The 25727-nt window shown below is 69.6% G+C and carries 23 protein-coding genes and 1 riboswitch; of the genes, 5 read left to right on the forward strand and 18 right to left on the reverse strand.

What is annotated here, in order from left to right; genetic code table 11:
* Positions 1-128 precede the first annotated feature (128 nt).
* The 4 genes from DFR50_RS18290 to DFR50_RS18305 form a co-directional block, all read right to left on the reverse strand.
* A complete protein-coding gene (locus tag DFR50_RS18290) occupies positions 129-587 on the reverse strand; it encodes a F0F1 ATP synthase subunit epsilon (RefSeq protein WP_113890706.1) in 459 nt (152 codons plus the stop codon).
* A complete protein-coding gene (gene atpD / locus DFR50_RS18295) occupies positions 584-2020 on the reverse strand; it encodes a F0F1 ATP synthase subunit beta (protein WP_113890707.1) in 1437 nt (478 codons plus the stop codon). The genes DFR50_RS18290 and atpD overlap by 4 nt, the downstream gene beginning before the upstream one ends.
* Positions 2021-2249: 229 nt before the next feature.
* A complete protein-coding gene (locus DFR50_RS18300) occupies positions 2250-3590 on the reverse strand; it encodes a purine-cytosine permease family protein (RefSeq protein WP_170153277.1) in 1341 nt (446 codons plus the stop codon).
* 140 nt (positions 3591-3730) lie between these two features.
* A riboswitch (cobalamin riboswitch) is annotated at positions 3731-3924 on the reverse strand.
* Between the two features lie 128 nt (positions 3925-4052).
* Entirely contained in the window at positions 4053-5795 is a 1743-nt protein-coding gene (locus tag DFR50_RS18305; RefSeq protein WP_170153278.1) for an autotransporter outer membrane beta-barrel domain-containing protein, read from the reverse strand.
* Positions 5796-6099: 304 nt separating this feature from the next.
* Here DFR50_RS18305 and DFR50_RS32165 point away from each other — a divergent pair, with 304 nt between their 5' ends.
* The 3 genes from DFR50_RS32165 (at position 6100) to DFR50_RS18320 (ending at position 8521) form a co-directional block, all read left to right on the forward strand.
* A complete protein-coding gene (locus DFR50_RS32165; protein ID WP_170153279.1) occupies positions 6100-6276 on the forward strand; it encodes a hypothetical protein in 177 nt (58 codons plus the stop codon).
* A 249-nt stretch (positions 6277-6525) separates the two neighbouring features.
* Entirely contained in the window at positions 6526-8214 is a 1689-nt protein-coding gene (locus tag DFR50_RS18315; RefSeq protein ID WP_113890711.1) for a DEAD/DEAH box helicase, read from the forward strand.
* 31 nt (positions 8215-8245) lie between these two features.
* On the forward strand, positions 8246-8521 hold the full coding sequence (locus tag DFR50_RS18320) for a hypothetical protein (RefSeq protein WP_147262805.1): 276 nt from the start codon (positions 8246-8248) through the stop codon (positions 8519-8521).
* A gap of 143 nt (positions 8522-8664) precedes the next feature.
* Here DFR50_RS18320 and DFR50_RS18325 read toward each other — a convergent pair whose 3' ends face one another.
* The gene (locus DFR50_RS18325) at positions 8665-9666 is read right to left on the reverse strand and encodes an ABC transporter substrate-binding protein (protein ID WP_113890713.1); all 1002 of its coding nucleotides are present in this window, start codon (positions 9664-9666) and stop codon (positions 8665-8667) included.
* 216 nt (positions 9667-9882) lie between these two features.
* Here DFR50_RS18325 and DFR50_RS18330 point away from each other — a divergent pair, with 216 nt between their 5' ends.
* Complete coding sequence (locus tag DFR50_RS18330; protein WP_113890714.1) at positions 9883-11214, forward strand: 8-oxoguanine deaminase; 1332 nt, start codon at positions 9883-9885, stop codon at positions 11212-11214.
* A 19-nt stretch (positions 11215-11233) separates the two neighbouring features.
* Positions 11234-12295: a protein kinase family protein gene (locus DFR50_RS18335; RefSeq protein ID WP_113890715.1), complete on the forward strand. Its 1062-nt coding sequence runs from the start codon at positions 11234-11236 to the stop codon at positions 12293-12295.
* 84 nt (positions 12296-12379) lie between these two features.
* On the opposite strand, the gene DFR50_RS18340 is transcribed toward DFR50_RS18335, so the two are convergent.
* The 13 genes from DFR50_RS18340 to DFR50_RS18400 form a co-directional block, all read right to left on the reverse strand.
* On the reverse strand, positions 12380-12928 hold the full coding sequence (locus tag DFR50_RS18340) for a GNAT family N-acetyltransferase (RefSeq protein WP_113890716.1): 549 nt from the start codon (positions 12926-12928) through the stop codon (positions 12380-12382).
* A gap of 135 nt (positions 12929-13063) precedes the next feature.
* On the reverse strand, positions 13064-13882 hold the full coding sequence (locus DFR50_RS18345) for a trypsin-like serine peptidase (RefSeq protein WP_113890717.1): 819 nt from the start codon (positions 13880-13882) through the stop codon (positions 13064-13066).
* Between the two features lie 190 nt (positions 13883-14072).
* A complete protein-coding gene (locus DFR50_RS18350) occupies positions 14073-14342 on the reverse strand; it encodes a DUF2312 domain-containing protein (RefSeq protein ID WP_113890718.1) in 270 nt (89 codons plus the stop codon).
* A 45-nt stretch (positions 14343-14387) separates the two neighbouring features.
* Positions 14388-15590 (reverse strand): lipid-A-disaccharide synthase, encoded by a 1203-nt coding sequence (gene lpxB, locus DFR50_RS18355; RefSeq protein WP_113890719.1) that lies wholly within the window; start codon positions 15588-15590, stop codon positions 14388-14390.
* Complete coding sequence (locus DFR50_RS18360; RefSeq protein ID WP_113890720.1) at positions 15587-16444, reverse strand: LpxI family protein; 858 nt, start codon at positions 16442-16444, stop codon at positions 15587-15589. The genes lpxB and DFR50_RS18360 overlap by 4 nt, the downstream gene beginning before the upstream one ends.
* Positions 16441-17250: an acyl-ACP--UDP-N-acetylglucosamine O-acyltransferase gene (gene lpxA, locus DFR50_RS18365; protein WP_113890721.1), complete on the reverse strand. Its 810-nt coding sequence runs from the start codon at positions 17248-17250 to the stop codon at positions 16441-16443. The genes DFR50_RS18360 and lpxA overlap by 4 nt, the downstream gene beginning before the upstream one ends.
* On the reverse strand, positions 17247-17708 hold the full coding sequence (gene fabZ, locus DFR50_RS18370; RefSeq protein WP_113890722.1) for a 3-hydroxyacyl-ACP dehydratase FabZ: 462 nt from the start codon (positions 17706-17708) through the stop codon (positions 17247-17249). The genes lpxA and fabZ overlap by 4 nt, the downstream gene beginning before the upstream one ends.
* Positions 17709-18809, reverse strand: coding sequence for a UDP-3-O-(3-hydroxymyristoyl)glucosamine N-acyltransferase (gene lpxD, locus DFR50_RS18375; RefSeq protein ID WP_113890723.1), 1101 nt, complete (start codon positions 18807-18809; stop codon positions 17709-17711).
* An 80-nt stretch (positions 18810-18889) separates the two neighbouring features.
* Entirely contained in the window at positions 18890-21367 is a 2478-nt protein-coding gene (bamA, locus tag DFR50_RS18380) for an outer membrane protein assembly factor BamA (protein WP_245427941.1), read from the reverse strand.
* A 249-nt stretch (positions 21368-21616) separates the two neighbouring features.
* The gene (locus DFR50_RS18385; RefSeq protein ID WP_113890724.1) at positions 21617-22759 is read right to left on the reverse strand and encodes a M50 family metallopeptidase; all 1143 of its coding nucleotides are present in this window, start codon (positions 22757-22759) and stop codon (positions 21617-21619) included.
* Between the two features lie 83 nt (positions 22760-22842).
* The gene (gene dxr, locus DFR50_RS18390; RefSeq protein WP_113890725.1) at positions 22843-24060 is read right to left on the reverse strand and encodes a 1-deoxy-D-xylulose-5-phosphate reductoisomerase; all 1218 of its coding nucleotides are present in this window, start codon (positions 24058-24060) and stop codon (positions 22843-22845) included.
* Positions 24054-24923: a phosphatidate cytidylyltransferase gene (locus DFR50_RS18395; RefSeq protein ID WP_113890726.1), complete on the reverse strand. Its 870-nt coding sequence runs from the start codon at positions 24921-24923 to the stop codon at positions 24054-24056. The genes dxr and DFR50_RS18395 overlap by 7 nt, the downstream gene beginning before the upstream one ends.
* Positions 24924-24933: 10 nt before the next feature.
* Positions 24934-25698 (reverse strand): isoprenyl transferase, encoded by a 765-nt coding sequence (locus DFR50_RS18400; RefSeq protein WP_113890727.1) that lies wholly within the window; start codon positions 25696-25698, stop codon positions 24934-24936.
* Between the last annotated feature and the right edge of the window lie 29 nt (positions 25699-25727).

Below are 25727 nucleotides of genomic sequence, written 5' to 3' on the forward strand. Positions count from 1 at the left end.
TCGCCAGCGGAGTCCTGCTTTCCACAGCCCATCCGGCCCTGCGGGCCACCTTCCCCAGCAAGCTGGGGAAGGAGACGCGCAACCCGACAGTCCGCCCCTGCCCGTCCAGGCGCGATGCATGCCTCCCCTCATGGCGCGGCCTCGCCGGTGAACGGCCCGCGCCCTTCGCCCGGCCCGCGCCCGTCGCCGCGCAGCGCGCCCACGAGCCGGCGCAGCGCCTGCGCATGCAGCCGCGTCTGCTCGACCTTGGCGCGCCGGTCGACGTCGATTTCGGCGGCGCGGCGGGCCGCGACCGCGGCCTGAAGCCGCTCGAGGTCGTCGCCGAGCGCGCCGCGCCGGCAGGCGATCGCGACGCGGTTTCCCCGCGTCACGGTCAAGACGCCGCCGCTCAGCGCGCAGTAGCGCGTCGGCTCGCCGTCGCAGGTCCAGCGCACCACCGAGGGCGGCAGGACGGTCAGGAGGTCGGCGTGGCCCGGCAGCACGCCGAAGGCGCCGCTCCCGTCCTCGGCGCGCACCGAACGCACGTCCCCGGCGTCGACCAGAATCGAGGCCGGCGTGACGATGGTCAGACGCAGCGCGCCGGTCATGCCGGCGCCTCCGCGGGTTCTCGCCCGGCGGCGCGGGCGGCGTCTTCCTTCCTGCGCGCCTCGTCGAGATCGCCGACCATGTAGAGCGAGCTTTCGCGCCAATCGTCGCATTCGCCGGCGAGGATCGCCCTGCAGCCGGCGACCGTGGCCGCGACCCCGACCGAGCGGCCGGCGACGCCGGTAAAGGCCTCGGTCACGGCGAAGGGCTGGGTCAGGAACCGTTGCAGGCGGCGGGCGCGCTCGACGATTTTTCGGTCCTCGGCGCCGAGCTCCTCCATGCCGAGCAGCGCGATCACGTCCTGCAACTCGCGATAATGCTCGATCGCGCGCCGCGTTTCGGTCGCGACCCGCGCATGCTCGTCGCCGACCACCAGCGGGTCGAGCAGGATCGACGACGAGGCGATCGGGTCGACCGCCGGGTACATGCCCTCGGCCGCCATGCCGCGCGACAGCACCACCATGCTGTCGACATGCGCGGCGATGGTGGTGACGGCGGGGTCGGTGAAATCGTCGGCCGGGACGTAGACCGCCTCGATCGCGGTGACGGAAGCCTCCCCGACCGAGGCGATGCGCTCCTGCAGCGCGGCCACCTCGTCGGCGAGCGTCGGCTGGTAGCCGACGCGCGAAGGCGCCCGGCCGAGCAGCCCCGACACCTCGGCGCCCGCCTGGACGAAGCGGAACACGTTGTCCATCAGCAGCAGCACGTTCTGCCTGCGCACGTCGCGGAAATATTCCGCGATCGTCATCGCGGTCATGGGGACCCGCCAGCGCGCTCCCGGCGGCTCGTTCATCTGCCCGTAGACCAGCGCGGTGCGCGCCAGCACGCCGGAATTGGTCATGTCGAGCAGCATCTCGTGCCCCTCGCGCGAACGCTCGCCGACGCCAGCGAACACCGAGATGCCTTGGTAACTTTCGACCATGGCGTGGATCAGCTCCATCACCAGCACGGTCTTGCCGACCCCCGCCCCGCCGAACATCGCGGCCTTGCCCCCTTGCGCGAGCGGAGCGAGCAGGTCGATCACCTTGACGCCGGTGGCGAACAATCTCGTCGCCCCGGTCTGGGAGGAGAACGGCGGCGGCTTGCGATGGATCGGCCAGCGCGGCGCGTCGGCCGGCAATGGCGGCCCGCGGTCGCCGACGCGGCCGAGCACGTCCGTCAGGCGCCCGAGCGTCGCCTCGCCGACGGCGACCGCCACCGGACCGCCGACGCCGCGCGCGCCGTCGCCGCGCCGAAGACCCGTGGTCGGCTCGAGCGCGATGGCGCGCGCCGTGTGGCCGTCGAGATGAGCCTGGATTTCCGCGACGACGACCCGTCCGTCGCTGGCGAGGATCTCGACCGCGTCCTCGATCGGCGGCGGCCGGCCGGCGAAGCCGAGGTCGACCACGGCGCCGCGAATGGCGACGACCCTTCCCTCGACCTGCTCAACAGCCATCGAAGCCCTCCTCGCGTCGGGCGTGAACCCGAGTCTGGCGCCGCGCGCGCCGCGGCGCAAAGCGACATCGGGTCGCGGCCGGGAAAGGCCGGCGGATCGGCGCGGGTGAGCGCGACGCTCACCCGCGCCGAACGCCCAACCGGTCATGGCTTCGAAGGCCCGAGCAACCGGCGGAGCGCCGCCCGGACACGCGGTCGCGGCGCGTGGCGCCCGCGCCGCCGCTCCCGCGTCAGGCTGCTCTTGCCCGTGTGGCCTCGAGGCCGATGGCGTAGGCGATTGCGGCTGCGACGAAGCCGAAATAGGGGCCGACATCGGCGCCGCCGACCAGTTTCGAGGCGATCCCGGTGTAGATCGAATTGGCGGAGAACAACGCGACCGACGCGGCGGTGACGACCACGAACACGACTGCGCCGAGGCCGATCCCCTCCGGCGTTTCCTCCCGCCGCGCCCCGGCCATCCACCAGTGGACGACCAAAATCGCCGCCCAGGGCGCGATGCCGTGGGCGAACAGGAACAGGAAGTTCTCGAAGAAAGCGACGAACGAGTCCGTCGCCAGGAGACAGGCGACGAAGCCGAGCGCCGCGCCGACGATGGTCGCCGCCGGACGCGAGATTCGAACGCCGGCGGAAATCAGACAATAGGCGGCGGAATTGTCGTTGACGGCGTTGCATGGCGCCGAACTCAACGCCACGGCGATCAGCACCAACGGCGCCAACGGCCCGGCCAGACCGGCCAGGGCCGACATGACCCCGATCGGCGTCGGATCGGCGATCAGCGCCGCCGTGGCGTAGCCGAAACCGAAGAACAGCGCCGACGCGATGAACAAGCCGCCGAAAACCGACGCAAACACCTGTCGCGACGGCGTCGCGCGCGGCAGATAGCGAGTATAGTCCGAGGCGTAGGGCGCCAGGGTGAGCGAAAACGAAACCACCAGCAGCAGCGCAGCGTAAACGGCGGGCGAGCCGGCCGCGGGGCCGTTCACCGCCGGAAGGCCGTTCTTCGACACCGCCAGGACGCCGATCGCCAGGAACACGACCCCCAGCACGACGCCGGTCGCCCGCGCCGCGCTCTGGACCAGGTGATGCCCCCAGATTCCGACGAAAAGCTGGAGCGCGACGAGACCGGCGAACACCAGCCATAGCGGCGCCGCCGCGCCATAGCGCCCCAGCAGGGACACGACGGCGGCGGCGGACAGCGAGTTGAAGATCACGTCCCAGCCAATCGCGCCGATCCAGTTCAGAGCAGCCGGCAGACGATTGCCGACCCGGCCGAAGGCGAACCGCCCGACCTCGATCTGCGGCAGACCGCTTTGCGGCCCCAGCAACGCGGTGGTCGCCGGCAGCGCCGCGCCAATGAGACTGCCGATGACGATGACGACCGCGGCCTGAAACAGGTTCAGCCCCATACCCGCGACGATCACGCCCGAGAGCCAGGGCGCGATGCCGATGTTGAGAACGAAGAACACCCAAAACGGTCGATTGACTGCGAGCTGCTGGTCCTCGGCGGCGACGCCGTCGGTGATCAGCGAAGGATGGGTATTTTCGATCGGCACGCCCGCGATGCGCCTCACGGGAATCGCGTGTACTTTCGCGGCGGGATTTGGCTGTGACGAGGGCGCAATCCGACTTCCCGCCCGCTGGGCGGCGTTTGGTGACAGTGACATCCGTGATCCCCACGTGTTTGTCGCAATCGCCCCGCCGTCCGTGCGGGTCGACATGGCGCAATTCGGTCGGTCTTCCGACTGAGGATCACCCCGCTCGCGAGCCCTTCCCAGCCAGGAAGCCAGTGGGTCAGGCTTACGCCTGGTCTCGCAGCAGTCCCCCTTCACGGCGTTGGGCACGTCGCGGATTCGCACCGCGTTCCCGATTATTCCTGTAATAGGCGCCGAATGCGGGTTTGCTCGTATCACTCGACGCGGCCGGCGGAACTGCTGCAAAAGGCCGCACCCGTCCGGACCCTTGCGCAGAGCCGCCCGGATCGGAACGACGTTTGAATCGGCTGAAACGCGGACCGCGCGGAGACCGCCGATGCGTCAGAACGTGAAGCGGACCCCGGCGGTGGCCGACTGTGCGTAGGACCCGCTTCCGGCCGCCCCCTCGTAGCGGGCGAACAGGTCGAGCCCGGCCACGCGCTGGACCGCGCTCAGGCTGAACAGGGCGGCGTTGCGCGGGACGGAGGCGCCCTGCACGGTGAAGGAGGCCAGGCTCGGCGTTCCGTCGAGAAAGGCGGACGCGCTGCGCTCGGTGTCCGACAGGTCGTAGGCCCACGCGACCCGCGCCGTCAGCTGCAGCGGCGCGGCGCCGCCGAGCGGCAGCGCATAGCCGACCTCCCCGCCCAGCAGGCCGAGCCATTGACTGGTGGTCGCGCTCGCCACATGCAGGTCGACCGGGCCGCCGCCGCTTTCGACGAAGCCATTGCCGCAATAGACGATTCCCTGCAGGCCGACGAACGGCGTCACCGCCGCGCCGCCGCCGACGTCGAAGCGATAGCCCGTCTCGGCCTCGGACAGGAAGGCGTTGCCGGTCGGCGAGCCACGGGTCGCGAACGTGACGCCGGACGAGAAGGATTCGGCGTTGACGAACGACAGGCTGCGGTTCACGCGCCCCCAGCTGTAGGCGTAGCCGAGCGTCCCCTCGACGTACCAGGGTCCGGGCGCGTAGCGCGCATAGGGCGTGACGGAGACCGTGGACGACGACCCGCTGCCGGAAATTCCCTCGGCGCCGAGCCACCCCGACTCGTAGCCGACGGCGACGCCGCCGACGAGCGCCGGACTGACGCGGCCCTCGAGGCCGCCGGCGAACCCGCCCATCCACGCCGACAGCGTATGGCTGTCGCCGTTTCCGGACAGCGAGAGCCCCCCGCCGAGGACGCTGAGCCAGGCGTGGATCGGCGTCGGCGCGGGATCGGTCGCGCGCATCTCGGTGTGCACGGCGGCGAGACTCTGCTGCGCGGCCGCGATCGCGACCGACGGATAATCAGCGTAGATCTCGCCGTCGAGTTGAACCAGCGCCGCCCGCAGCGGCCCGGGATCGGCCGCGCCGTTCACCGGCACGTAGTTCAGCAGATCGAGGCTCTTGTAGACCTCGTCCATCGCGGTGAACGGCTGGGGATAAGGCCCGACGTCGAGCGCGGTCGCGACCGCGCCGGCATTGCCGCCGCCGGCGAGCGGCTGGTACCAGAGCGCGTGGCCGCCGATCATCTCCTGGCGGGTGAAGATCGTCGGCGACGCGAAGGCGAGGCCGTTGCAATTGGCCCCGGTGGGCGGCGCGCCGGCCAGCCAGAACTGTTGCGCGCCGCCCGCTTGCCCGAAGGCGGGGGCGCCCCAGGCCGTGAGGACGCAGGAGCCGGCCGCCGCCGTCACGGTGGTGATCATCGAGGGCAGGCCGGGCAAGGCCAGCACGCTCTGGATCTGCGCCGGGGTCAGGCCGCGGATCGCGCTCGGCTCCGCCATGAACGACCGGTTGGGCGCCGTCACGGGACTGCATCCGGCCTGCGGGCAATAGACCCGGACGAACTGGGTCGGGCCCGAGGTGACGACCATCGCCGCCGGCGCGTCCGCGACGAACGAGGGATAGAAGTTCGGCGGGTTATAGACGTCGTTGCAGATGTACGAGTTGGCGTTCGCGCCGTTCGTGACCGAGGGAACGTAAGGATTGTTCGGAACGGTGCATTTCGCGTAACCCGGGGCCCGGTAGACCGGCCCGGTCAGCACAGCGCCCGCGGGCAGCGGCAGCGCCTGCGACAACGCGCAGTCGATCGGGCTGCCGGCGATCATCAGCGCGGCTCCGAGCGCAAGGACACGCGTCGGGCGCAGTTCGCGACATGTTCGTGACTTATTTAAAACCGATTTCAGCAATAATTCGTTCGCAAGACAATTCGTCTTCATGGGTTTGCCCCGGATTCGCCTTCAATTGATCGCAACTTGGCCACGATAAACGGCAGAACTAAGGCGTTCTTCCGACAGATGGGCCGGCTGAATGGAGGCTAACCCGGTCGGCCGGGGCATCTCCGGCGCGTTCATTGTCAACAAGTCTATCGGACGCTTGCGTCGGACAGCGGCGACCGCGGCGAAGCCGCAGATGACCGCAATAAAAGGGGCCGCGATGCTCCGCCGGAGCGGCGCCCGCGCTCAGCAGGACCGCCGCGGCGCGGCGCTCCGGATCATGCTCGACCGCGACGCCTATGGCGTCGGCGCCGCGGGCGGGATCGGCAATTGCGGCCCCGTCCGCTGCCGATACAGCCAAAAACGACTGTGATGACAGCCGGCTCGCCCGATCCGGCGTCGGACCAAACTCGGCCGAACCGGCTTTTGTTGACATTTCGGCCAATTCCACTATGTCAGAGCCGCCGAGAGCGAATGAAGGCTCCGGCGAGCGTTGGCGCCGCGCTTCGCGCCCACGCATGGCGCAATTCCGTTACGCCACGGCCCTGCGAATTGGTTCGCACGGCCCACGAAGCCTCCACCCTCTACGCGGACGACCATTTTCCGCGAGATGCGAGACCCAATGAAGTTCAACGAACTCGGCCTGAGCGAAAAAGTGCTCAACGCCGTCGAAACGGCGGGATACGACACGCCGACGCCGATTCAGGCGCAAGCCATACCCTACGCCCTCGAAGGCCGGGACGTCCTGGGCATCGCCCAGACGGGCACGGGCAAGACCGCCGCCTTCACCCTGCCGATGCTGACGGCCTTGGAGCGGGGACGCGCCAAGGCGCGGATGCCGCGGACGCTCATTCTCGAGCCGACCCGCGAACTCGCCGCCCAGGTCGAGGAAGCCTTCATCAAGTATGGCGTCAATCACAAGCTCAACATCGCGCTGCTGATCGGCGGCGTCTCCGACGGCGAGCAGAAGACCAAGATCGACCGCGGGGCGGACGTGGTGATCGCCACCCCGGGCCGTCTCCTCGACCTGACCGAGCGCGGCGGACTGCTGCTGACCGGCATCGAGATCCTGGTGATCGACGAGGCCGACCGGATGCTCGACATGGGGTTCATCCCCGACATCGAGCGCATCTGCAAGCTCGTCCCGTTCACCCGCCAGACCCTGTTCTTCTCGGCGACCATGCCGCCGGAAATCACGCGCCTCACCGAGGCGTTCCTGCACAATCCGGCGCGCGTCGAGGTCGCCCGCGCGGCCAGCACCGCCGAGAACATCACCCAGACCCTGGTCCCCTCGGGCGGCGCGCCGCACGACAAGCGCGCCACCCTGCGGCGGATCATCCAGAGCGCGGACGACTTCAAGAACGCGATCATCTTCTGCAACCGCAAGCGCGACGTGCAGGTGGTGTACCGCTCGCTCGAGAAGCACGCGTTCTCGGTCGGGGCGCTGCACGGCGACCTCGACCAGCGGGCGCGCACGATGGCGCTCGACGCCTTCCGCGGCGGACAGGTGCAACTGCTGGTGTGCTCCGACGTCGCCGCGCGCGGCCTCGACATCCCCGACGTCAGCCACGTGATCAACTACGACGCGCCGCATCATTCCGAGGACTACGTTCACCGGATCGGCCGCACCGGCCGGGCCGGCAAGTCCGGCCGGGCGCTGACCATCGTGACCCGCGCCGACGGCAAGGCGATCGCCGAGATCGAGAAGCTGATCGCCCGCAAGATCGATTGGCTCGAAGGCGCCGTGATGCCCACGGCGGAAGAGGAAGCCGAGTCGAACGCGCGCGGCGAACGCAGCGAGCGCGGCGGACGCCGGGGAGAACGCAGCGGCGAACGCGGCGGCCGGCGGCGCGAGGAGCGCGCCGGAGACGCGCCGCCGCGGGCGGATCGCCAGGGCGAACGCGCGGCCGCTCCCCGGCGGCGCGCGGCGCAGGAGCGCCCGTTGGACGAGCAGCGGACCGACCGCCCGGTCGACCGCGGCGCTGATTTCCGCCGCCACCGCGCCGAGCGGCCGACGCACGAGCGCGCCGCGGAGGAGCCGCGGACGGAGCGTCCGGTCGAACCCGCAACCGAATCCCGGCGCCACCGCGCCGAGCGCCCGCCGCAGGAGCGCGTCGCCGCCGAGCAGGAGCGCAACCGGGAACGGGCGCAGCGCCACGTCTCCGCCGGCGGAGCCAAGCGCGAACGCCCGCGCCGCGACGACGACGCGCCGGTGATCGGGCTCGGCGATCACGTTCCGAGCTTCCTGCTGCGGCCGGTCCCGAAGCGGAGTCATCAGCCGCAAGAGCCGGAGAGCGTTACCGAAGACTGACCGGTACGAGCCATCGGGGGACGGCGAGGTGTTGCGATTCGGCTTGCTTCCCGTCCTCGCCGTCGTGACGCTCGCGGGCATTCTGCCTTACGGGCTGTACCGGCTCAGCCGGGCGCTCGGCGCGCCGCTCACGGTGGCCGGAGCGGTCGCGCTCGGCCTCGCCTATGGCGCCTTCAAGGCCGACAATCCGTGGTCGGGCGACGGACTCGCCGTCAATCTGCGCATCATGGCCGTCAGCGCGGCCGTCCTTGGCGCCTACGCGGGCGTCAGCGTCGCGGTCGCGCGGGCGATCGCCAGACGGCTCTAGCCGGGTTTGCGCCTTCGCCTTTTTCGCAGCGGCGCGCCCGAAGCCTTTGCTCTAGGCGAGGTTGCGAGATCGCCGCGACCCGTCGGCGCCCCCTGGGAGAGGGGGCGCAAACGGCGTCTGCGCCTGTCTTACTCGGCTCTCGCTCAGTTCTTCGGTCGCAGGTCCAGCCCCACGCCCTGGTTCACGAACTGCAGCGTGTAGGCCTGCTTGAAGTCGATGCCCGGCTTGACCACGCCGGCCTTGACCATTTTGTCGTAAAAGTCCTGCCAGCGCTCGTCGGTCATCGCGCCGATGCCCTTGGTCAGCGTGTCGCCGGAATCGACGATGCCGTATTCCTTGATCTTGGCGATCGAGAACGCGATCTGCTCGTCGGTCATCTCGGGGTTCTCTTTCTTGATCGCCTCGTTCGCTTTCGCGTTGTCGCCGTAGAGGTAGTGGTACCAGCCGATCGCGGAGGCGTTGACGAAGCGCTGAACCATGTCCGGGTTCTTTTCAACGATCTCCTTGCGCGTCATGATCTGGGTCGCGTAGGTGGTGTAGCCGTAGTCGGCGAGCAGGAAGGCGTTCGGCTTGAATTTGCCCTGCTGCTCGACCTCGAACGGCTCGGAGGTGATGTAGCCCTGCTGGATCGAATGCTTGTCGACGATGAACGGGGCCGAGTTGAAGTTGTACGGCTTGATGTTCTCGTCCTTGAAGCCGAACGCCACGCGCATCCAGGCCCAGAAGGTGTTGATCGCGCCGGCGCTGACGAAGGCCGGATTGGCTTTCGGCAGGTCCTCCCACTTGTCGAGCCCGACGCCGGGATGGGACATGAAACACTGCGGGTTCTTCTGGAAGTCGGCCGCCACCGTCACGGTCGGGATGTTGTTCTGGGCGTTGAGGAAGTCGCCGATCATGTCGCCGCCCATGAAGAACTCGATCTTGCCGGCGATCAGCAGCATGCCGCCGTTCGCGGCGGGCCCCCCCTGCATGATGGTGACATCGAGCCCGTACTTCTGGTAGGTGCCGTCGGCCAGAGCCTGATAATATCCGCCGGCCTCCGGGTCCGCGAGCCAGTTGGTGGCGAAGGTGACCTTGTCGAGCGCCTGGGCCGGATGCGCGAGCCCTACGGCGCCGAGCAAGGCGGCAATGATCGCAACACGCATTCGAGATCTCTCCTCAGTTTCCATTCCGGAGGCGCCGAAACGCGTGCGTTGCCTCCCCCTTTTCGCTGGGGGAGTTTCGAGCTTCGCCCTCCCGGCCGACACGCTGCGAACTCCCTCGTTGGCGGTACCATACGAACGCGATTCGCGCCCGTCCAATCCTAACTTCACCCAGCCCGTCCGGGCCCCGCCCCGGACTTCCGCCCAGGAGTTCGTCCCATGCGCATCTGGATCAAGGACCCGCTCGCGATCCTCGCCCCCGGCGCCGAACGCGGCCTGGTGGTCGACGGCGCGCAGATCGTCGAATGCGTGCCGCGCGGCCGATCGCCGACGATCGCAGTCGGCTCGACCTTCGACGCCTCGCGCCATGTCGTGCTGCCGGGCCTCGTCAACACCCACCATCACCTCTACCAGACCCTGACCCGCGCCCATCCCGCCGGCGAAGGCAAGGACCTGATCCCCTGGCTCGTGGCGATGGAGCGCGTCTGGGACCGGACGACGCCCGAGGCGCTGAGCGTGGCCGTGCGGCTCGGGCTGGTCGAGTTGCTGCTCTCGGGCTGCACCACGACCGCGGACCATCACAACCTGTTTCCGCCCGGCCTCGAGGGGGCGATCGACATCGAGGTCGAGGAGGCGACGGCGGTCGGTCTGCGCATGACGGTCACGCGCGGCTCGATGGGCATTTCCGAGAAGGACGGCGGCCTACAGCCCGACTCGATCGTGCAGAGTTCGGACACGATCCTCGAAGACAGCGATCGCGTGCTCAGGCGCTATCACGATCCGAGCCCGGGCTCGCTGCTGCGCGTCGCGCTCGCGCCGTGCTCGCCGCTCGCCGTGCCGCAGCGGGTGCTGACGGAATCGGCGAGGCTCGTTGAAGCCTACGACGCCCGCCTGCACTGCCACCTGTGCCAGTCGCCCGACGAGGACGCCTATGCGCTCGCGACCTTCGGCAAGCGCTCGGTCGATCTGCTGGAAGACGCCGGCTGGCTCGGCCCTCGAACCTGGGTCGCGCACGGGATCCATTTCAATGCGGACGAGATCGCGCGGCTCGGACGGGCCGGCGTCGGCGTCGGCCACCTCCCCGCGGCCGACATGGCCTTCGGCGTCGGAATCTGCCCGACGCGCGAACTCGAAGCGGCCGGGGCCCCGGTCGGGCTCGGCGTCGACGGCTCGGCCTCCAACGATTCCTCCAACATGATGGAGGCCGTCCGCCACGCGTTGATGCTGCAACGCCTGCGCTACGGCCACGCGGCGGTCTCGCCGTACGACGCCCTGCGCTGGGCGACCGAGGGCGGCGCGCGCTGCCTCGGCCGCGACGACATCGGCCGCATCGCCCCGGGCCTGCAGGCCGATCTCGCGCTCTATCGGGTCGACGAGCCGCGCTTTTCCGGCGCCCACGATTTCGTGGCGGCGCTCGTGCTGTGCGGCGCGACCCATGCCGACCGGGTGATGGTCGCCGGGCGCTGGCGGGTGATCGACGGCAGGCCGGAGGGGCTCGACCTCGCCGCGCTGGTCGCCCAGCACAAGGCGGCGGCGAAGGCGTTTGGATGAGCGCGCAGGAGGGACAGAGATGACGACGGAGCCCCTGCCGAACGGGATCACGCCCGAAAGCCTCACCATGGCGTTGCGTTGCGCGGGCGCGTTGACGGACGGACGCGTGGCGAGCGTTTCGGTCAAGCGCGCATGGCCGACGATCCTGTCCCGTATCGTCCGGCTCGGACTCGCCTACGAAGGCGACGCCGCGGACGCGCCGGCCAGCGTCATCGTGAAGACCGGACTGCCGGAGCGCATGTCGAAAGACTGGAGCGGCGGCCGCAAGGAAATCGCCTTCTACCGCGACGTCGCAGCCGCGACGCGGCCGGGCGTTCTCCCGCGGTGCTTCGAGGCGGAATGGGACGAAAAGACCTATCATTGGCGGCTGGTCCTCGAAGATCTGGGCGATTCCCACAGAATCGCCACGCAATGGCCGCTTCCCCCGCGTTGGGAGGATTGCCAGACGATCCTGCGGGCCTGGGCGCGCTTTCACGCGCACTGGTGGGACGACGTGCGCTTGGGATCCTCGATCGGACGCTGGGGCGACGCAGCCGCCATAGACCAATTCCTGCGCCGTCTGGGCGAGAAGGTCTCGGCCTTCGCCGATCGCATGGGCGACCGTCTGCCGTCGGAACGCAAGCGCCTCTACGAGCGATTGGTCGATCAGGCGCCTCGGCTCCTCGACCGCTTCGATTCGCGACGCAACGTCACGATCGCGCACGGAGACGCCCATGTCTGGAATTGTTTCCTGCCCAAGGATGGCGGCGCCGACGTTCGTCTGTTCGACTGGGACAATTGGCGTCTCGGCATCGCGTCGGAGGACCTCGCCTACATGATGGCCGTGCACTGGTATCCCGACCGCCGCCAGGCCCTCGAGACGCGGTTGCTTGACGCGTATTTCGCCGAGCTCGCCGCGCAGGGCGTTTCCGGTTACGGCCGGCGCGCCCTTGCGGATGACTACCGTTTCTCCGTGCTTTGGAGCGTCACGACTCCGGTCTGGCAGGCCGAGGGCGGCATCCCGCCAGTGATCTGGTGGAACAATTACGAGCGGATCTGGCTCGCTTTCGACGATCTGGACTGCCGAGAGCTGCTCGGGTAAGCGCGCAAATTTGCGAGCCGCCAAACCAAACTGCGTTCGCGTGGGGGCGAAAGCCGGCGATCGTCGCGAAGGCCTGGACAAGGCCTACGGCTCGTCCCGCTTCTTGCGGTAGACGACGTGGCGGCGGAGCGGATCGTCCGGCTTGCGGTCCATGCGGTCGAAGTCGTCTACCGGATCATGGGTCATGCCGATCCGCTCCATGACGCGCCGCGACGGTGTATTGACGGCGACAGCGTAGGCGACGATTTCCGCCAGACCGAGCCTTGCGAACCCGTCGCCCAGCGTCGCGCGTGCGCCCTCGGTCGCATAGCCGCAGCCCCAATATGCGCGAGCCAGACGCCAGCCGGCCTCGACTGCCGGCCCGAACGGCAGTTCGGATCCGATGTGCAAAAGGCCGATGAAGCCGATGAAGCGCGCCACGCCGGGAACTTCAGCAGCCCAGAAGCCGAAGCCGTATGCTTCGATGTGCTTCTGGAACGCTGCCGCCTGCGCGTCGCTCTCCTCGCGGCTCAGCGTCGTGGGCCAGTAGCGACGCACCTCCGGATCGGCGTTCAGCGCGGCGTAGGGCGCGAAGTCGTCATCCCGCCAGGGTCGCAGGATCATGCGTGGGGTTCTGATGACGAAGGCTGGCATCCAATCGATTTCTGCGGGAGAGAAGCAAGAACGCAAGACAGCGGCCGGATCGCGCGCCTTCGGGCCGACCTCGCGCTCTCCCGCCTCGGCGAATCGCGCGTGCGGCGCCGGCCGGGTCGGCCGACGCCGCGCTTTTCAGCGGCCCTTCAACACGTCGGCGACTCGCTTGGCGAACCCGGCCGCCGAGCAGGCGAAGCCGCCGGGGCGGTCGGGATCGGGATTGCCTTCGCTGCGCGATCCGATGGCCACGATCGCCGGCCGGCCGTCGAAGTCGAACAGGATCGGCGCGCCCGAATAGCCGAAATTCGTCAGGCACGCGTAGCGGAGGACGGTGTCGAGGGGGGTCTGGCCGACCTTGCAGGGACGGGCGACCGACGGCAGGTAGGGCCGATCCATGCCGAAACCCACCTGGAACGCCGAACCGGTCCCGGACAGCGTCAGGATGTCCTCGGCCGAGGCCGCGCGCACCGCAATCGGTTCGACGGGGATCGCCTCGGCGAGGAACACGAGGGCCCAGTCGGCGCCGGCGCCCGTCCACGCGGCGTCGTCCGCCGCCGTGTATCCCTCACCGATCTCGAAGCGTTCGGCGACCGAATGATGGGTCGGAACTCCCCTGTCGAGGCCGGCGGAGAAGTGGATGGCGCGAGGCGAAGCCGTTCGTCCGCCGCGACTGAGACAATGCGCCGCCGTCAGGACGACTTTCGGCGCGACGAGCGCGCCGGTGCAGCGGGTGAGGACATTGGCGCCCCAGGGGATCGTGATCGCGCCGATCGCGGACACCGGCCACGCCGAGGGATCGGCGACGGCGCCGAAGTGACCGTCCGGGCGGCTCGCCGGCGCGGCCGGCTGCCCGAGCGAGACGTCGGGCGCCATGGCGGCGACGACGAACGCGGCGGCGGCCGCCGCCGCGAGGCGCCGCTTCACGGGCGTCGCTGTGAACTCCGCGTCGGCCATCCCGCGATCTCCCGGCCCGACCGTGCGTCTGACGCGGCGTTGCATCGTCGATCCGATCGGCAATCGGCGCCCGTCGCGCCCGTATCGATCCGCAAGGCGGACCGCGCCGCGTCGTTGTCGGCGCGGCCGCCGGCCGAGCTCGCGGAGCGCGGCTACGCGACGCCCACGGGCGGGCCGCTCCGGCGCGTTCTCACGCCGCCTTCGCCTGCGGCGCTTCGGCGCCGTCCATGGCGCGCAGATAGAGGTCGAGCAGCGATTCGTGCTCGTCGCGCTCGTCCTTGTCCAGCTTGCGCAGGCGAAGGATCTCCTTCAGCACCTTCACGTCGAAGCCTTCACCCTTGGCTTCGGCCATGACCTCCTTCTTGCCTTCGTTCAAGGCCCTGATCTCGTCGTCGATGTGTTCGACGCGCTCGATGAACGAGCGAATGCGGTCGCCCGCGATTCCAACCGTGTCCGACATGCATGGCTCCTCGTTGCCAGAGGTCTTACGGTAGGGCGGCGAAAGTTACCCGGTCGTTAAGCGCGGCGCCGCTGTCCCCAGCCGGCGCGCGATCGTCTCCAGCACCGCGGCCGCGGCGTGGGCGCTCGGCGCGCCGCCGTCGGCGAGCTGCATTTCGCGGTCGAGCCGGTCGAGCGCCTCGACCTGCGCTGCGCGCTCGGGGCCGTCGCGCATCAGGCCCGCGAGTTCGGCCGCGAGCGTCGCGGGCGCGCACTCGCGCTGCAGCTTCTCGGGGATCGCCCGCAGGCCGAGGATCAGGTTCGGCAGCAGGATCGACGGGACCTTGATGAGAAACCTGAGCTGCTCCTCGACGATCCCCACCTTGTAGGCGCCGACCAGCGGCACGCCGGCGAGCGCCAGTTCCAGCGTCACCGTACCGGAGGCGGCGAGCGCGGCGCGTGCGGTGCGGAACGACTCGTAGCGCGCCGCCTCGCCGAGCACGATCCGCGGCGCGACCGGCCACAGCGCCGCGCGCGCCCGCACTTCCGCCTCGATGTGCGGCAGGGTCGGCACGATCGCCGCGAACGGGCCGATCGTCTCGCGCAACAGGCCGAGCGCGCCGCCGAAATCGGCCATCAACCGCCGGATCTCGGAGCGGCGCGAGCCCGGCAAAACCACCAGGATCGGCGGCTCGGCGTTGCGCCGGCGCGACTCGTCCTCGTTCGGACGCAGTTCGACCAGCCGTTCGATCAGCGGATGGCCGACATAGACGCAGCGGGGGCCGCCGAGGCGGCGATAGGCCTCCGGCTCGAACGGCAGCAGGCCGAGCACGCAGTCGACGTAGCCGAGCATCGCCTTGGCCCGGCCGGGCCGCCACGCCCAGACGCTCGGGCTGACGTAGTCGACGACCGGCAGGTCCGGCAGCGCCTTGCGCACCCGGCGGGCGACGCGGTGGGTGAAGTCGGGGCTGTCGATGATGACCAGCGCGTCCGGGCGCTCGACGACGATCGCCGCCGCGGTCTCGCGGATGCGCCGGAGCACGGTCCTGAGCCGGGCGATCACCGGCAACAGCCCCATGACTGCGATGTCGCTGATCGGAAACAGGCTTTTGAGGCCCTCGGCCTCCATCGCCTCGCCGCCGACGCCAGTGAAGGTCACGCCCCCGGCGTGGGCATCGCGCAGCGCGCGCATCAGCTTGAAGCCGAGCTGGTCGCCGGAATGCTCGCCCGCGACGATCGCGACGCGAAGCGCGCCGGCCGCGCCGCTCACGCCGAAAATCCCGCGATAAAGAGGCCCGCCGCATCCGCCTCGCGGACGCAACGCTCGCGGTCGACCATCAGCACGGCGCCCGCCGCGAGCGCGAGCCCGCGCAACCCCGCGCGCGCCGCGCCCGCGACCGTGGCGGGGCCGATCGCCGGCATGTCCAGCCGCAGGTCCTGCCCGCGCTTGGGCGCCTTGACCAGCACGCCGCCCGGCTCCCTGCGCTTCAGCCGGCCGCTGGCGCGCATGTCGGCGACCCGGGCGAGCATGGCGTCAGTGCCCTCGGCCGCCTCGATCGCCAGCACCCGCCCCGAGGCCACCACCGCGCACTGTCCGGCGTCGAATTCCGACAACGCGCCGAGCAGCCTGGCGCCGAAAGCGATGTCCTCCTCGTCCCCGGCGCCCGGAGCACGCGGGCCGAGCGCGCCCGAAGGCGCCACGAGGCGCGGCGCGATCTCGTGCGCGCCGACGATGCGGACGCCTTCGCGCTCGAAGATCGCGGCGAGGCCGACCAGAAGGCCGTTGTCGCCGCGGCGGAAGAGTTGCGCCAGTTCGGCGGCGCGCCTGACCGCGCCCCAGTCGAGCCTGAGATCGGCGAATTCGGGGCGCGCGATGGCGCCGACCATCGCCATTTCCTTCACCCCCCGCCCCTCGAGCGCGGCGAACAGCTTGCCGACCTCGCCGATCCGGACCCAGACGTGCGGATAGGCTTCGATCGCGGCGTCCGAAGACCCGACCACGCCGACGAGGAACGGGTCGCGGCCCCCCTTGCGGGCGTCGGCGGCCACTTCCAGCGGGAAGGCGCCGGCGCCGCACAGGATCGCAAGCGGCGGCGCGGCCGCGCCTGCAGCCCCGGCGTTCACGCCTCCTCGCCCCTGGCGTCGCGCGGCACGCAGATCGCCCGGTCGCCGCCCTCGAGCACGAAGGCGACGATCTGCCGCACCGCCTCCTGGCCGGGGAAGGCCGCAGCGACGTCGGCGGCGCGCTCCTTGAGGGTTCCCTTGCCGTTGAACAGCATGCGGTATGCGCGGCGCAGTTCGTGGATCGCCTCGTGCGAGAAGCCGCGCCGCTTGAGGCCGACGAAATTGAGGCCCGCGAGCGCGGCGCGATTGCCGAGCGCCATGCCGAACGGGATCAGGTCGTGCTCGAGGCCGGCGAGGCCGCCGACGAAGGCATGCGCGCCGATGCGCACGAACTGATGCGCCGCCGCGCCGCCGCTGACGATGGCGAAGTCGCCGACGGTGACGTGGCCGGCCAGCATCACGTTGTTGGACAGGATCACCCCCTCGCCCACCCGGCAGTCGTGGGCGACATGAGCGTTGGTGAGGAACACCGAGCGCGGCCCGACGACCGTCTCGCCGCCGCCGCCTTCGGTGCCCGGATTCATCGTCACATGCTCGCGGATCAGGCAGTCCTCGCCGATGACGAGCCGGACCGGCTCGCCCCGGTACTTGAGATCCTGCGGCTGGTGGCCGATCGCGGCGAAGGGAAAGATGCGCGAGCGCGCCCCGATCGTCGTGTCGCCGGCGAGGCTGACGTGCGAGACGAGCCGGACGCCGTCTGCGAGCTTCACCGCCGGCCCGATATGGCAGAAGGGTCCGATCTCCACGCCTGCGCCGAGGACCGCGCCGTCCTCGACCACCGAACTCGGATGAATCGCAACTGTCATTCGCGCACCAGCATGGCCGAGACCTCGGCCTCGCAGACGAGCGCGCCGTCCACCCTGGCCTCGCCGCGGAACCACCACATGTTCCGCTTCTTGGCGGTGCGGGTCATGTGGAACCGCACCTGATCGCCCGGCACGACTGGCCTCCTGAACTTCGCCTTGTCGATGGTCATCAGATAGACGACGCCGGGCGCTCCGGTCTTCTGCGAGGCGACGCAGAGCGCCCCGGCGGTCTGCGCCATCGCCTCGATCAGCAGCACGCCCGGCATCACCGGACGCACCGGGAAATGGCCCTGGAAATGCGGCTCGTTCACCGTCACATTCTTGATCCCGACGCCGTATTCGTCGGCGCGCGCCTCGACGATCCGGTCGACGAGCAGAAACGGATAGCGGTGCGGCAGCAGCCTCAGGAGCTGCTGGATGTCGTAGCTCTCGAAGGTCTGATCCGTCGTATCGTTCATTCATCCCCCCTTTCCGCCGGCGTCCGGGCGATGATCGTGGCCCGACTCCTCCTTCATACTCGAATCGGCGCGGGCCGCGGCGAGCTTCTTCACCAGCGCGACCTCGCGGAAGAATTCCCGGATGGGCTTGGCCGGGGCGCCGCCCCATCGCTCGCCCGGCGGAATGTCGGTCATCACGCCGGCCGCGGCCGCGACCTGGGCGCCGGCGCCGATCCTGAGGTGGCCGGCGATGCCGGCCTGGCCGCCGAGCGCGGCGAAATCGCCGATCACGCTCGAGCCCGACACGCCCGACTGCGACACCAGGACGGCGTGGCGTCCGACGACGACATTGTGCGCGATCATCACGAGATTGTCGATCTTGGCGCCTTCGCCGACCACCGTGTCGCGGTTTGCGCCGCGGTCGATCGCGACGCCGGCGCCGATTTCGACGTCGTCCTGAATGATCACCCGGCCGACCTGCGGCACTTTCAGGTGGCCGCGCGCGCCGAGCGCGAAGCCGAAGCCGTCCTGGCCGATGTGGACGCCCGGGTGGATGATGACCCGATCGCCGATCAACGCCGCCTGGATCGTCGTGGTCGCGCCGATCGAACCGTCGCGGCCGATCCGCACGCCGGGGCCGATCACCGCGTTGGCGCCGATCACCGTTCCCGCGCCGATCTCGGCCCCCGGCCCGATCACCGCCCCGGGATCGACGACGACGCCGGCTTCGAGGCGCGCCGTGGCGTGAACATGGGAGGCCGGCGAAATTCCGGTCACGCCGAACGCCGAGCCAGGCTTCCTCGCGGACGGGTAGAGCCGCGTCATCACGTGGGCCATGGCGCGGTAGGGCTCGCGGACGACGAGCGTCGCGCACCCCGGCGGGGCCGCCCTCGCGAAGCGCGGCGCGACCAGCGCCGCCGCCGCCCGCGTCGTCCGGAACGCCTCGAGGTATTTCGGATTGTCGAGAAAGGTCAGGTCGCCGGGCCCGGCCTGATCGAGCGCGGCGACGTCGCTGACGACGCGGTCCGCGTCCTTCTCGTCCGAAAGGGTCGCCTCGCACCAGCTCGCGACCTCGGCGAGCGTCGGCGCCGAGCTTTGCGGAAAGAAGCGGATTTTGGTCAAGCGCGGGGTTCCGTCGAAAGCCGACGGGCGCGTCAGCCTGGTGACGCGCCCGCGGATCGGGAGACCGGGAAGGACGACGCTTAGAACGTCGCGCCGCCCGAGAAGTTGAACACCTGGGTCTGGTCGTACTTGCCCTTCGACAGCGGCAGGGCGAAGTCGAACCGGATCGGACCCATCGGCGAGTTCCAGATCAGGCTCGCGCCGACCGAGGAGCGGATCAGGTTCGGGTCCCAGATCTTGGCGCAGCTCGGCTGGGTGATCAGGATCACGTTCTGCGCCGGGCAGTAGGTGTAGCCGAGGAAGCTGGCGAAGTTGGTCTGCCCGCTGTAGCCGATCAGGTTGCCCGCGTCGGCGAACAGCGCGCCCTTGAGGCCGATCTCCTTCGGCAAGCCGAAGATCGGGAAATCGACCTCGGCCGACGCGCCGTAGTAGGTCGTGCCGCCGATCGCCGAGCCCGTGATGTTGTTCGAGCTCGCCACGTCGCGCGGCCCGATGCCGCCCGGAGCGAAGCCCCGAACCAGCGTCGGCCCCATCATGAAGTTGTTGATGATGTCGAGCTGCTTGGAGCCGAAGCCGTTGATCTGGCCCGCCTGCAGGTGGATCTGGCCGATGAAGTCGTCGGTGACGACCGGATGGAACCAGCGCGCGTCCAACGTCTCGCGGATGAAGTCGGACTGACCGCCGACGCCGGCGAAATCCTGCTTGTAGTTCGCGGCCCAGCCGCTCGTCGGATCCCTGCGGTCGTCGAGCGTGTTGTAGCTCATTGTGAAGCCGATGAGCGACGTCGTGACCGCGCCCTGCGCCGCAGCCTGCTTGATTTCCACCGGCGCCTCGCCGTTGGTCAAGCAGTTGATGTAAATCGTCGGGGTGACGGCGTAGTACGTGCCGCCGACATACCACGGCGAGTTCGGCCCCGAGCAGTCGTCATAGGGCTGCGAGGTCGTATTCGGGATGGAGATCTTGGACTGGTACAACGCGTAGTTCGGCTGGAAGGTCAATTCGTCGGTGATCGGCACGCCGAGCCGCAGAGTGGCGCCCGTGGTCCAGTTCTCGTACAGCGCGTACTGGTTCTGCGAATTGACCTGATGGTAAAGGTCGAAGCCCGCCGCCAGCCGCTGGCCGAGGAAGTAGGGCTCGGTGAACGACGCCTTCCATCCCTGACTGTACTGGCCGTCGGACACGCTCAACCGAACGTACTGGCCGCGGCCGAGGAAGTTGGTCTCGGTGTAGGCGAGTTCGGCCATGATGCCCTGGGTCGTCGAATATCCGCCGCTGAGGCTGAGCGATCCGGTCGGCTGGTCCTGCACCTCGACCACGACGATCACGCGGTCGGGGGTCGAGCCCGGACGGTTCGAGATGTGGACCTTCTTGAAGTAGCCGAGGCCGTTGAGCCGGCGCTCGGCGCGCTCGATCATGACGTGGTTGTAGGGGTCGCCTTCGCCGATGTCGAACTCGCGCCGGATCACGTAATCGCGGGTGCGGGTGTTGCCGACGATGTCGATGCGCTCGATGTAGACCTTCGGGCCGTTGTCGACCGAGTAGTTCAGCGCGATGGTGTGGTTGACCGTATCGCGCTCGCCGTGCGGGCGGACTTCGGAGAAGGCGTAGCCCTGGGTCGCGACCGCGCGGGTCATCTGATCCACCGTCTTGTCGACGCCGCCAGCGTCGTAGACGTCGCCCGCGTGCAGCGCCGAACGGCTGAGCAGCGCCGGACCGTCGACCGCCGGGATGTGCGAATCCACCGACACGCCGGAGACGTGATACTGCGGCCCTTCGTCCACCGTGATGGTGATCACGTAGCCGGCCGGATTGGGCTGGTAGGTCACGTCCGTGTTGACGATGCGGAAGTCGGCGAAGCCGTTCTTCATGTAATAACGGCGGATCGCTTCCTCGTCGGAGGCGAGACGGTCGGGGTCATAGACGTCGGTGCTCTTGAACCACGACAGCAGGTTCATCGTGCTGGTCTGCATCAGGTTGTGCAGACGATACGAGGAAATCGCGTTGTTGCCGACGAAATTGATCTCCCGGATGCCGGTCTTGTCGCCCTCGTCGATGCTGAAAACGAGATCGACGCGTCCGTTCGGCAGGGTGACCAGCCGCTTGGTCACCCGCGCCTCGTTGCGCCCGTATTTCTTGTAGGCGTCCTTGATACGGCCGACGTCCCCCTCGCCGACCGCCTCGCTGTAAGGCTGGCCCGGCTTCGACTGCACCTCGACCTCGAGCTGGTCCTTGGTGATCTTGGAATTGCCCTCGAAGGCGACGCGGTTGATGACCTGCTTGGCGACCGCCAGCGACACGACGATGCGGCCGTCGACCGCCCTGGCGCTGACCGAGGAATAGATGCCGGTCGCCTTCAGGTCGTCCACGCCGCGCTGGATGGAAGCCGGATCGGTTCCGGAGAAATAGGGCTTGAGAGCCGCCGGATCGATGCCCGAGCCGCCCTCGACCACAATCTGCTGCGCAAAAGCCGGCGAAACCGGGACCATTCCGCCAAGGGCGAACACGACCGCCAGAACCAGCGCGCCAAAGACGCCGCGAATCCAATTCATGTCGTTCATAGTCCCTCTTCGCGTTGCCGGCGGCGACCGCCGTCCGCGCCAGCTCGCCATCCACACGACCACGGTTCGTTCCGCAATCATCTTGTTCGCGAGGCGCTGCGCGCAACGCCCCCGCCGGGTCCCGCCCGAGGGACCCGCGTTTAACGGCCTTTTACCGTTTTCAGCCACTCCTGCAAACCTCTATTCGGCAAGCCTACACCTTTTCGCGAGGCCGTTGCCGCGAGGACACGCAAGATGGTCGACCAATGGTTAATTGCCGCTCGACACCAGCCGCAGGATGTCGTGCGACGTTGTGAACACCAGCAGCGTCGCCACCAGCACGATGCCCACTCTCAGCCCGATTTCCTGCATGCGCTGGCTCAGCGGCCGGCCGAGCAGCGCCTCGAAGGCGTAGAAGACGAGGTGCCCGCCGTCGAGCAGCGGAATCGGCAACAGGTTCATGAAACCCACCGAGACCGAGATCAGGGCCGCGTAGTAGAATAGATCGAAGACGCTGATCTTGGCGATTTCCCCCGCCATCTGGGCGGCCCCGATGAGCCCGGACATCTGGTCGGTCGATTCGCGCCCGGCGACGACGCCGACGATATAGAGCGCGGTCGACTTCGTGATCACCCAGACCCTGTCCGCGCCCCAGGCGGCGCAAACCGGGACGCTGCAGCGCGCGATCCGGGTGTCGCTCGGCGCCGTCGACGACCCGAGGCCGAGATGGCTCATCTTGCGCTTGCCGAACACGCCCTGGTCGACCACGGTGACGGCCGGCGTCGCGGTCAATCCGACGGTTCGGCCGTCGCGCTCGACCTGGAAGGTCAAGGGGAGGCCGGCGCTCAGGAGCGTCGCCTCCTGCAACGCCTCGAAGCTGCGGACCGGATCGCCGTCGACCGACTTGACGAGGTCGCCGGGCAGGAAACCGGCCGCCGCGGCGGGGCTGTTCGCCTCGACGCGGCCGACGCGGGGCATGTGCTCGACGCGGCCGAAACTCATGAACACGCCGGTGAAGATGACGAAGGCGAGCAGGAAATTGGCGACCGGCCCGGCGAGCACGATGGCGGCGCGATTCTGGACCGGTTGCGCAGCGAGCGTGCGCGACGGCTCGACCCCGATGTCGAGCGTCCCGACATCGACGCTGGCGGCGTTGGCGTCGCCGTGGAACTTGACGTAGCCGCCGAGCGGAAGCGCCCCGACCCGCCAGCGGGTTCCGTGCGAATCGACCCGCGCGAACAGCTCCGGCCCGAAGCCGATGGAGAAGGCGTCGATCCGCACGCCGCACCATCGTCCGACGAGATAGTGCCCGAGCTCGTGGATGAACACGATCGCGCTGATGATCACGATGAACGGCAGGACATACCAGCCGAGCCACGACAGGAGCTCGGAAACCGGGTGCAGGATCGCCATCGACGTCTCCGCGCGCGCGCCCCGCGCATCGCCCGGCTGGAGCCGGGCCGGGTTTCACAAAACAGCCGCCGGACCGACCGGCCTCAGGCCAGGAGTCCGCGGGTTCTCTCGCCCGCCATATGGTGGACGGCGAGCGCCTGCGCAACGCTCGAAGGCGGCGCGAGCTCTCCCGCCGCGCTCATCGCCAGGATCGTCCGGTCGACGAGCCGGGCAATGTCGCTGAAGCCGATCCGGCGGTCGAGAAACGCCGCGACGGCGACCTCGTTGGCGGCGTTGAGCGCGGTCGGAGCGCCGCCGCCCGCCCGCAGGGCGTCGATGGCGATGCCGAGCGCGGGAAACCGCTCGAGGTCCGCGCGCTCGAAGGTCAGGCGGCCGAGCGCGGCGAGATCGGGCGAACGCACGCCCGAGGCGATGCGGTCCGGATAGGCGAGACAATGCGCGACCGGGGTGCGCATGTCGGGCGACGCCATTCCGGCGATCATCGATCCGTCGGCGAAGGTGACGAAGCCGTGGATGATCGACTGGGGATGGACGACGACGTCGAGCCGGTCCGGCGGGACCCCGAACAGGAAATGCGCCTCGATCAGCTCGAGGCCCTTGTTCATCAGGCCGGCCGAATCGATCGTCACCTTGGGTCCCATCACCCAGTTGGGATGCGCCAGCGCCTGCTCGGGGGTCGCCGCGGCGATGCGCTCGGCGCTCCATTCCCGGAACGGGCCGCCCGAAGCGGTGATCGTCATCACCGCGATCGTGTCCTTGTCGCGCGATCCGATCGCCTGGAACAGCGCGTTGTGCTCGGAATCCAGCGGCAGGAGCAGGCTTCCGGCGCGCGCCGCGGTCTCCATGATCACCGCGCCGGCGCACACCAGCGTCTCCTTGTTGGCGAGCGCGACCGTGCGCCCGGCCGAGACCGCCGCGAAGGTCGGCTCGAGCCCGGCGGCGCCGACGATCGCCGACACGACGAGGTCCGCCTCGCGCAACGCCGCCTCGCGGACCGCCTCCGGCCCGGCCGCGGCCTCGACGCCCGTCCCGGCGAGCCCCGCCTTGAGGTCGGCGTAGGAGGCCGGATCGGCGATCGCCGCGAAGTCCGCGCCGAGTTCGATCGCGCGGCGGGCGAGCGCCGCGCCGTCGCGACCGCCCGCGACCGAGACGACGGCGAACCGGCCGGGCGCTGCGGCGATGACCTGGGCGCACGAGCCGCCGATCGAACCGGTGGCGCCGAGAATCGCGAGCCGCCTGGGCGGCGTGCGCCGGCTTGAAACGGTCTCGGGAGAAAGATCCAGGTCGAGTGCGCTCACCATTGGAACAATCCGCTTGCGATGAAGGAGCCGCGGGTGTTGAGCGCGGCGACGACGGCGGCGAAGGCCGAGGCGGCGATGAAGGAATCCAGCCGGTCCATCAGCCCGCCGTGGCCCGGAATGAGGCCGCTCGAATCCTTGACCCCGAAGCGGCGCTTGACCGCCGATTCGAACAGGTCGCCCAGTTCCGACACGATCGCCGCGGCGAGACCGAGGGTGAAGACCTCGTCCATGAGGATCGAGCCGGGAACGAGAACCAGGGCCAGGGCCAGTCCGAGCGCGGCTCCCGCGAGCGCCCCGGCGATCGCCCCCGACCAGGTCTTGCCCGGCGAGACGCTCGCCCAGAGCCTCGGTCCGCCGATCGCGCGGCCGGCGAAATAGGCCGCGACGTCCGCGCCCCAGACGATGGCGAACAGCCACAGGATCGCCGGCAGCCCATAGGACGGACTGGTCTGCAGCAGCCCGAGGCTGACGACCAGCGCGCCCGCGTAGAGCGCGCCCGCCGCCGCCCAGATCCGGTCTCGCGGCGCAGCGACGGCGCCGACGGCGAGCGCGGCCGCTGCGAGCGCGGCGAGGGAGAGGAGCGCATGATTGTGAAGGGTCTCGAGCGCGGCGAGCGCGAGCAGGAGCGCGCCCGCGGCGACCCGCGCAGCGAGCCGCTCCCCCCCGACGAGCCGCTGCCATTCCCACAGGACGATCGCCGAGGCGACCCACCAGAAGGCGACAAAGACGATTCCGCCGAACCAGGTCGCGGCGAGCGCGGCCAGTCCGAGCACGATCGCCGCGGCGACGCGCGGCCACAGGTCGGGCCCGATCCGGGTCCCTTCCCTGCCCTGCGCCGGTTCGTCGGTCGGGTTCGCGCTCATCCGGTCGCCCTCACGAGGCGGTCATGGCGGCAGTCGTGTGGACGACCGCGCCGAAGCGGCGCTCGCGCGCAGCGTATTGCTCGAGCGCGGCGACGAACGCCGCGTCGTCGAAGTCCGGCCAGAGAATCGGCAGGAAGACGAGCTCGGCGTAGGCTGCCTGCCAGAGCAGGAAATTCGACAGCCGCATCTCGCCCGAGGTGCGGATGATCAGGTCCGGGTCGGGGATGTCCGCGCTGTCGAGCCGGGCGGCGAAGTCCTCGTCGCTGATCGCGTCGGGATCGATTCGCCCCTGGCGGACGTCTTCGGCCAGACGCCGGGCGGCCGACACGATCTCGTGCCGCGACCCGTAGTTGAAGGCGACGACGAGGGTCAGGCCGCAGTTGTCCCGGGTGAGCTGCTCGGCCTCCTCGAGCAGGGCGAGAATGTCGGGCGGGAGCCCCTCGCGCTCGCCGATCACGCGCACGCGCACGAAATTCTTGTGCAGTTCGGCGAGATCGACCCGGATGAAGCGCTTCAGCAGGCCCATCAGGAGCGCCACTTCGTCGGCCGGGCGGCGCCAGTTCTCGGAAGAGAACGTGTAGATGGTGAGGAAGCGAACATCGTGGTCGATCGCCGAACGCACCGCGCGACGCACGGCCTCGACGCCGCGCCGATGACCCTCGAACCGGGGCAGGCCGCGCGCCTTGGCCCAGCGGCCGTTGCCGTCCATGATGATGGCGACATGCGCGGGCGTCTGGTCCGAGCGAGGACCGGCCGGGGAGCGTGCGAAGGGCATGCGGGGGATCCTCCGGCTTCGGCCGTTCC

It is taken from the genome of Roseiarcus fermentans (genome assembly GCF_003315135.1).
GTDB lineage: Bacteria > Pseudomonadota > Alphaproteobacteria > Rhizobiales > Beijerinckiaceae > Roseiarcus > Roseiarcus fermentans.

Excerpts from the sequence above, each read along its gene's own strand:
- DFR50_RS18290 (WP_113890706.1), bottom strand. The coding sequence starts at position 587 with ATGACCGGCGCGCTGCGTCTGACCATCGTCACGCCGGCCTCGATTCTG.
- atpD (WP_113890707.1), bottom strand. The coding sequence starts at position 2,020 with ATGGCTGTTGAGCAGGTCGAGGGAAGGGTCGTCGCCATTCGCGGCGCC.
- DFR50_RS18305 (WP_170153278.1), bottom strand. The coding sequence starts at position 5,795 with ATGATCGCCGGCAGCCCGATCGACTGCGCGTTGTCGCAGGCGCTGCCG.
- DFR50_RS32165 (WP_170153279.1), top strand. The coding sequence starts at position 6,100 with ATGACCGCAATAAAAGGGGCCGCGATGCTCCGCCGGAGCGGCGCCCGC.
- DFR50_RS18315 (WP_113890711.1), top strand. The coding sequence starts at position 6,526 with ATGAAGTTCAACGAACTCGGCCTGAGCGAAAAAGTGCTCAACGCCGTC.
- DFR50_RS18325 (WP_113890713.1), bottom strand. The coding sequence starts at position 9,666 with ATGCGTGTTGCGATCATTGCCGCCTTGCTCGGCGCCGTAGGGCTCGCG.
- DFR50_RS18330 (WP_113890714.1), top strand. The coding sequence starts at position 9,883 with ATGCGCATCTGGATCAAGGACCCGCTCGCGATCCTCGCCCCCGGCGCC.
- DFR50_RS18335 (WP_113890715.1), top strand. The coding sequence starts at position 11,234 with ATGACGACGGAGCCCCTGCCGAACGGGATCACGCCCGAAAGCCTCACC.
- DFR50_RS18340 (WP_113890716.1), bottom strand. The coding sequence starts at position 12,928 with ATGCCAGCCTTCGTCATCAGAACCCCACGCATGATCCTGCGACCCTGG.
- DFR50_RS18345 (WP_113890717.1), bottom strand. The coding sequence starts at position 13,882 with ATGGCCGACGCGGAGTTCACAGCGACGCCCGTGAAGCGGCGCCTCGCG.
- DFR50_RS18350 (WP_113890718.1), bottom strand. The coding sequence starts at position 14,342 with ATGTCGGACACGGTTGGAATCGCGGGCGACCGCATTCGCTCGTTCATC.
- lpxA (WP_113890721.1), bottom strand. The coding sequence starts at position 17,250 with ATGACAGTTGCGATTCATCCGAGTTCGGTGGTCGAGGACGGCGCGGTC.
- fabZ (WP_113890722.1), bottom strand. The coding sequence starts at position 17,708 with ATGAACGATACGACGGATCAGACCTTCGAGAGCTACGACATCCAGCAG.
- bamA (WP_245427941.1), bottom strand. The coding sequence starts at position 21,367 with ATGAACGACATGAATTGGATTCGCGGCGTCTTTGGCGCGCTGGTTCTG.
- DFR50_RS18385 (WP_113890724.1), bottom strand. The coding sequence starts at position 22,759 with ATGGCGATCCTGCACCCGGTTTCCGAGCTCCTGTCGTGGCTCGGCTGG.
- dxr (WP_113890725.1), bottom strand. The coding sequence starts at position 24,060 with ATGGTGAGCGCACTCGACCTGGATCTTTCTCCCGAGACCGTTTCAAGC.
- DFR50_RS18395 (WP_113890726.1), bottom strand. The coding sequence starts at position 24,923 with ATGAGCGCGAACCCGACCGACGAACCGGCGCAGGGCAGGGAAGGGACC.
- DFR50_RS18400 (WP_113890727.1), bottom strand. The coding sequence starts at position 25,698 with ATGCCCTTCGCACGCTCCCCGGCCGGTCCTCGCTCGGACCAGACGCCC.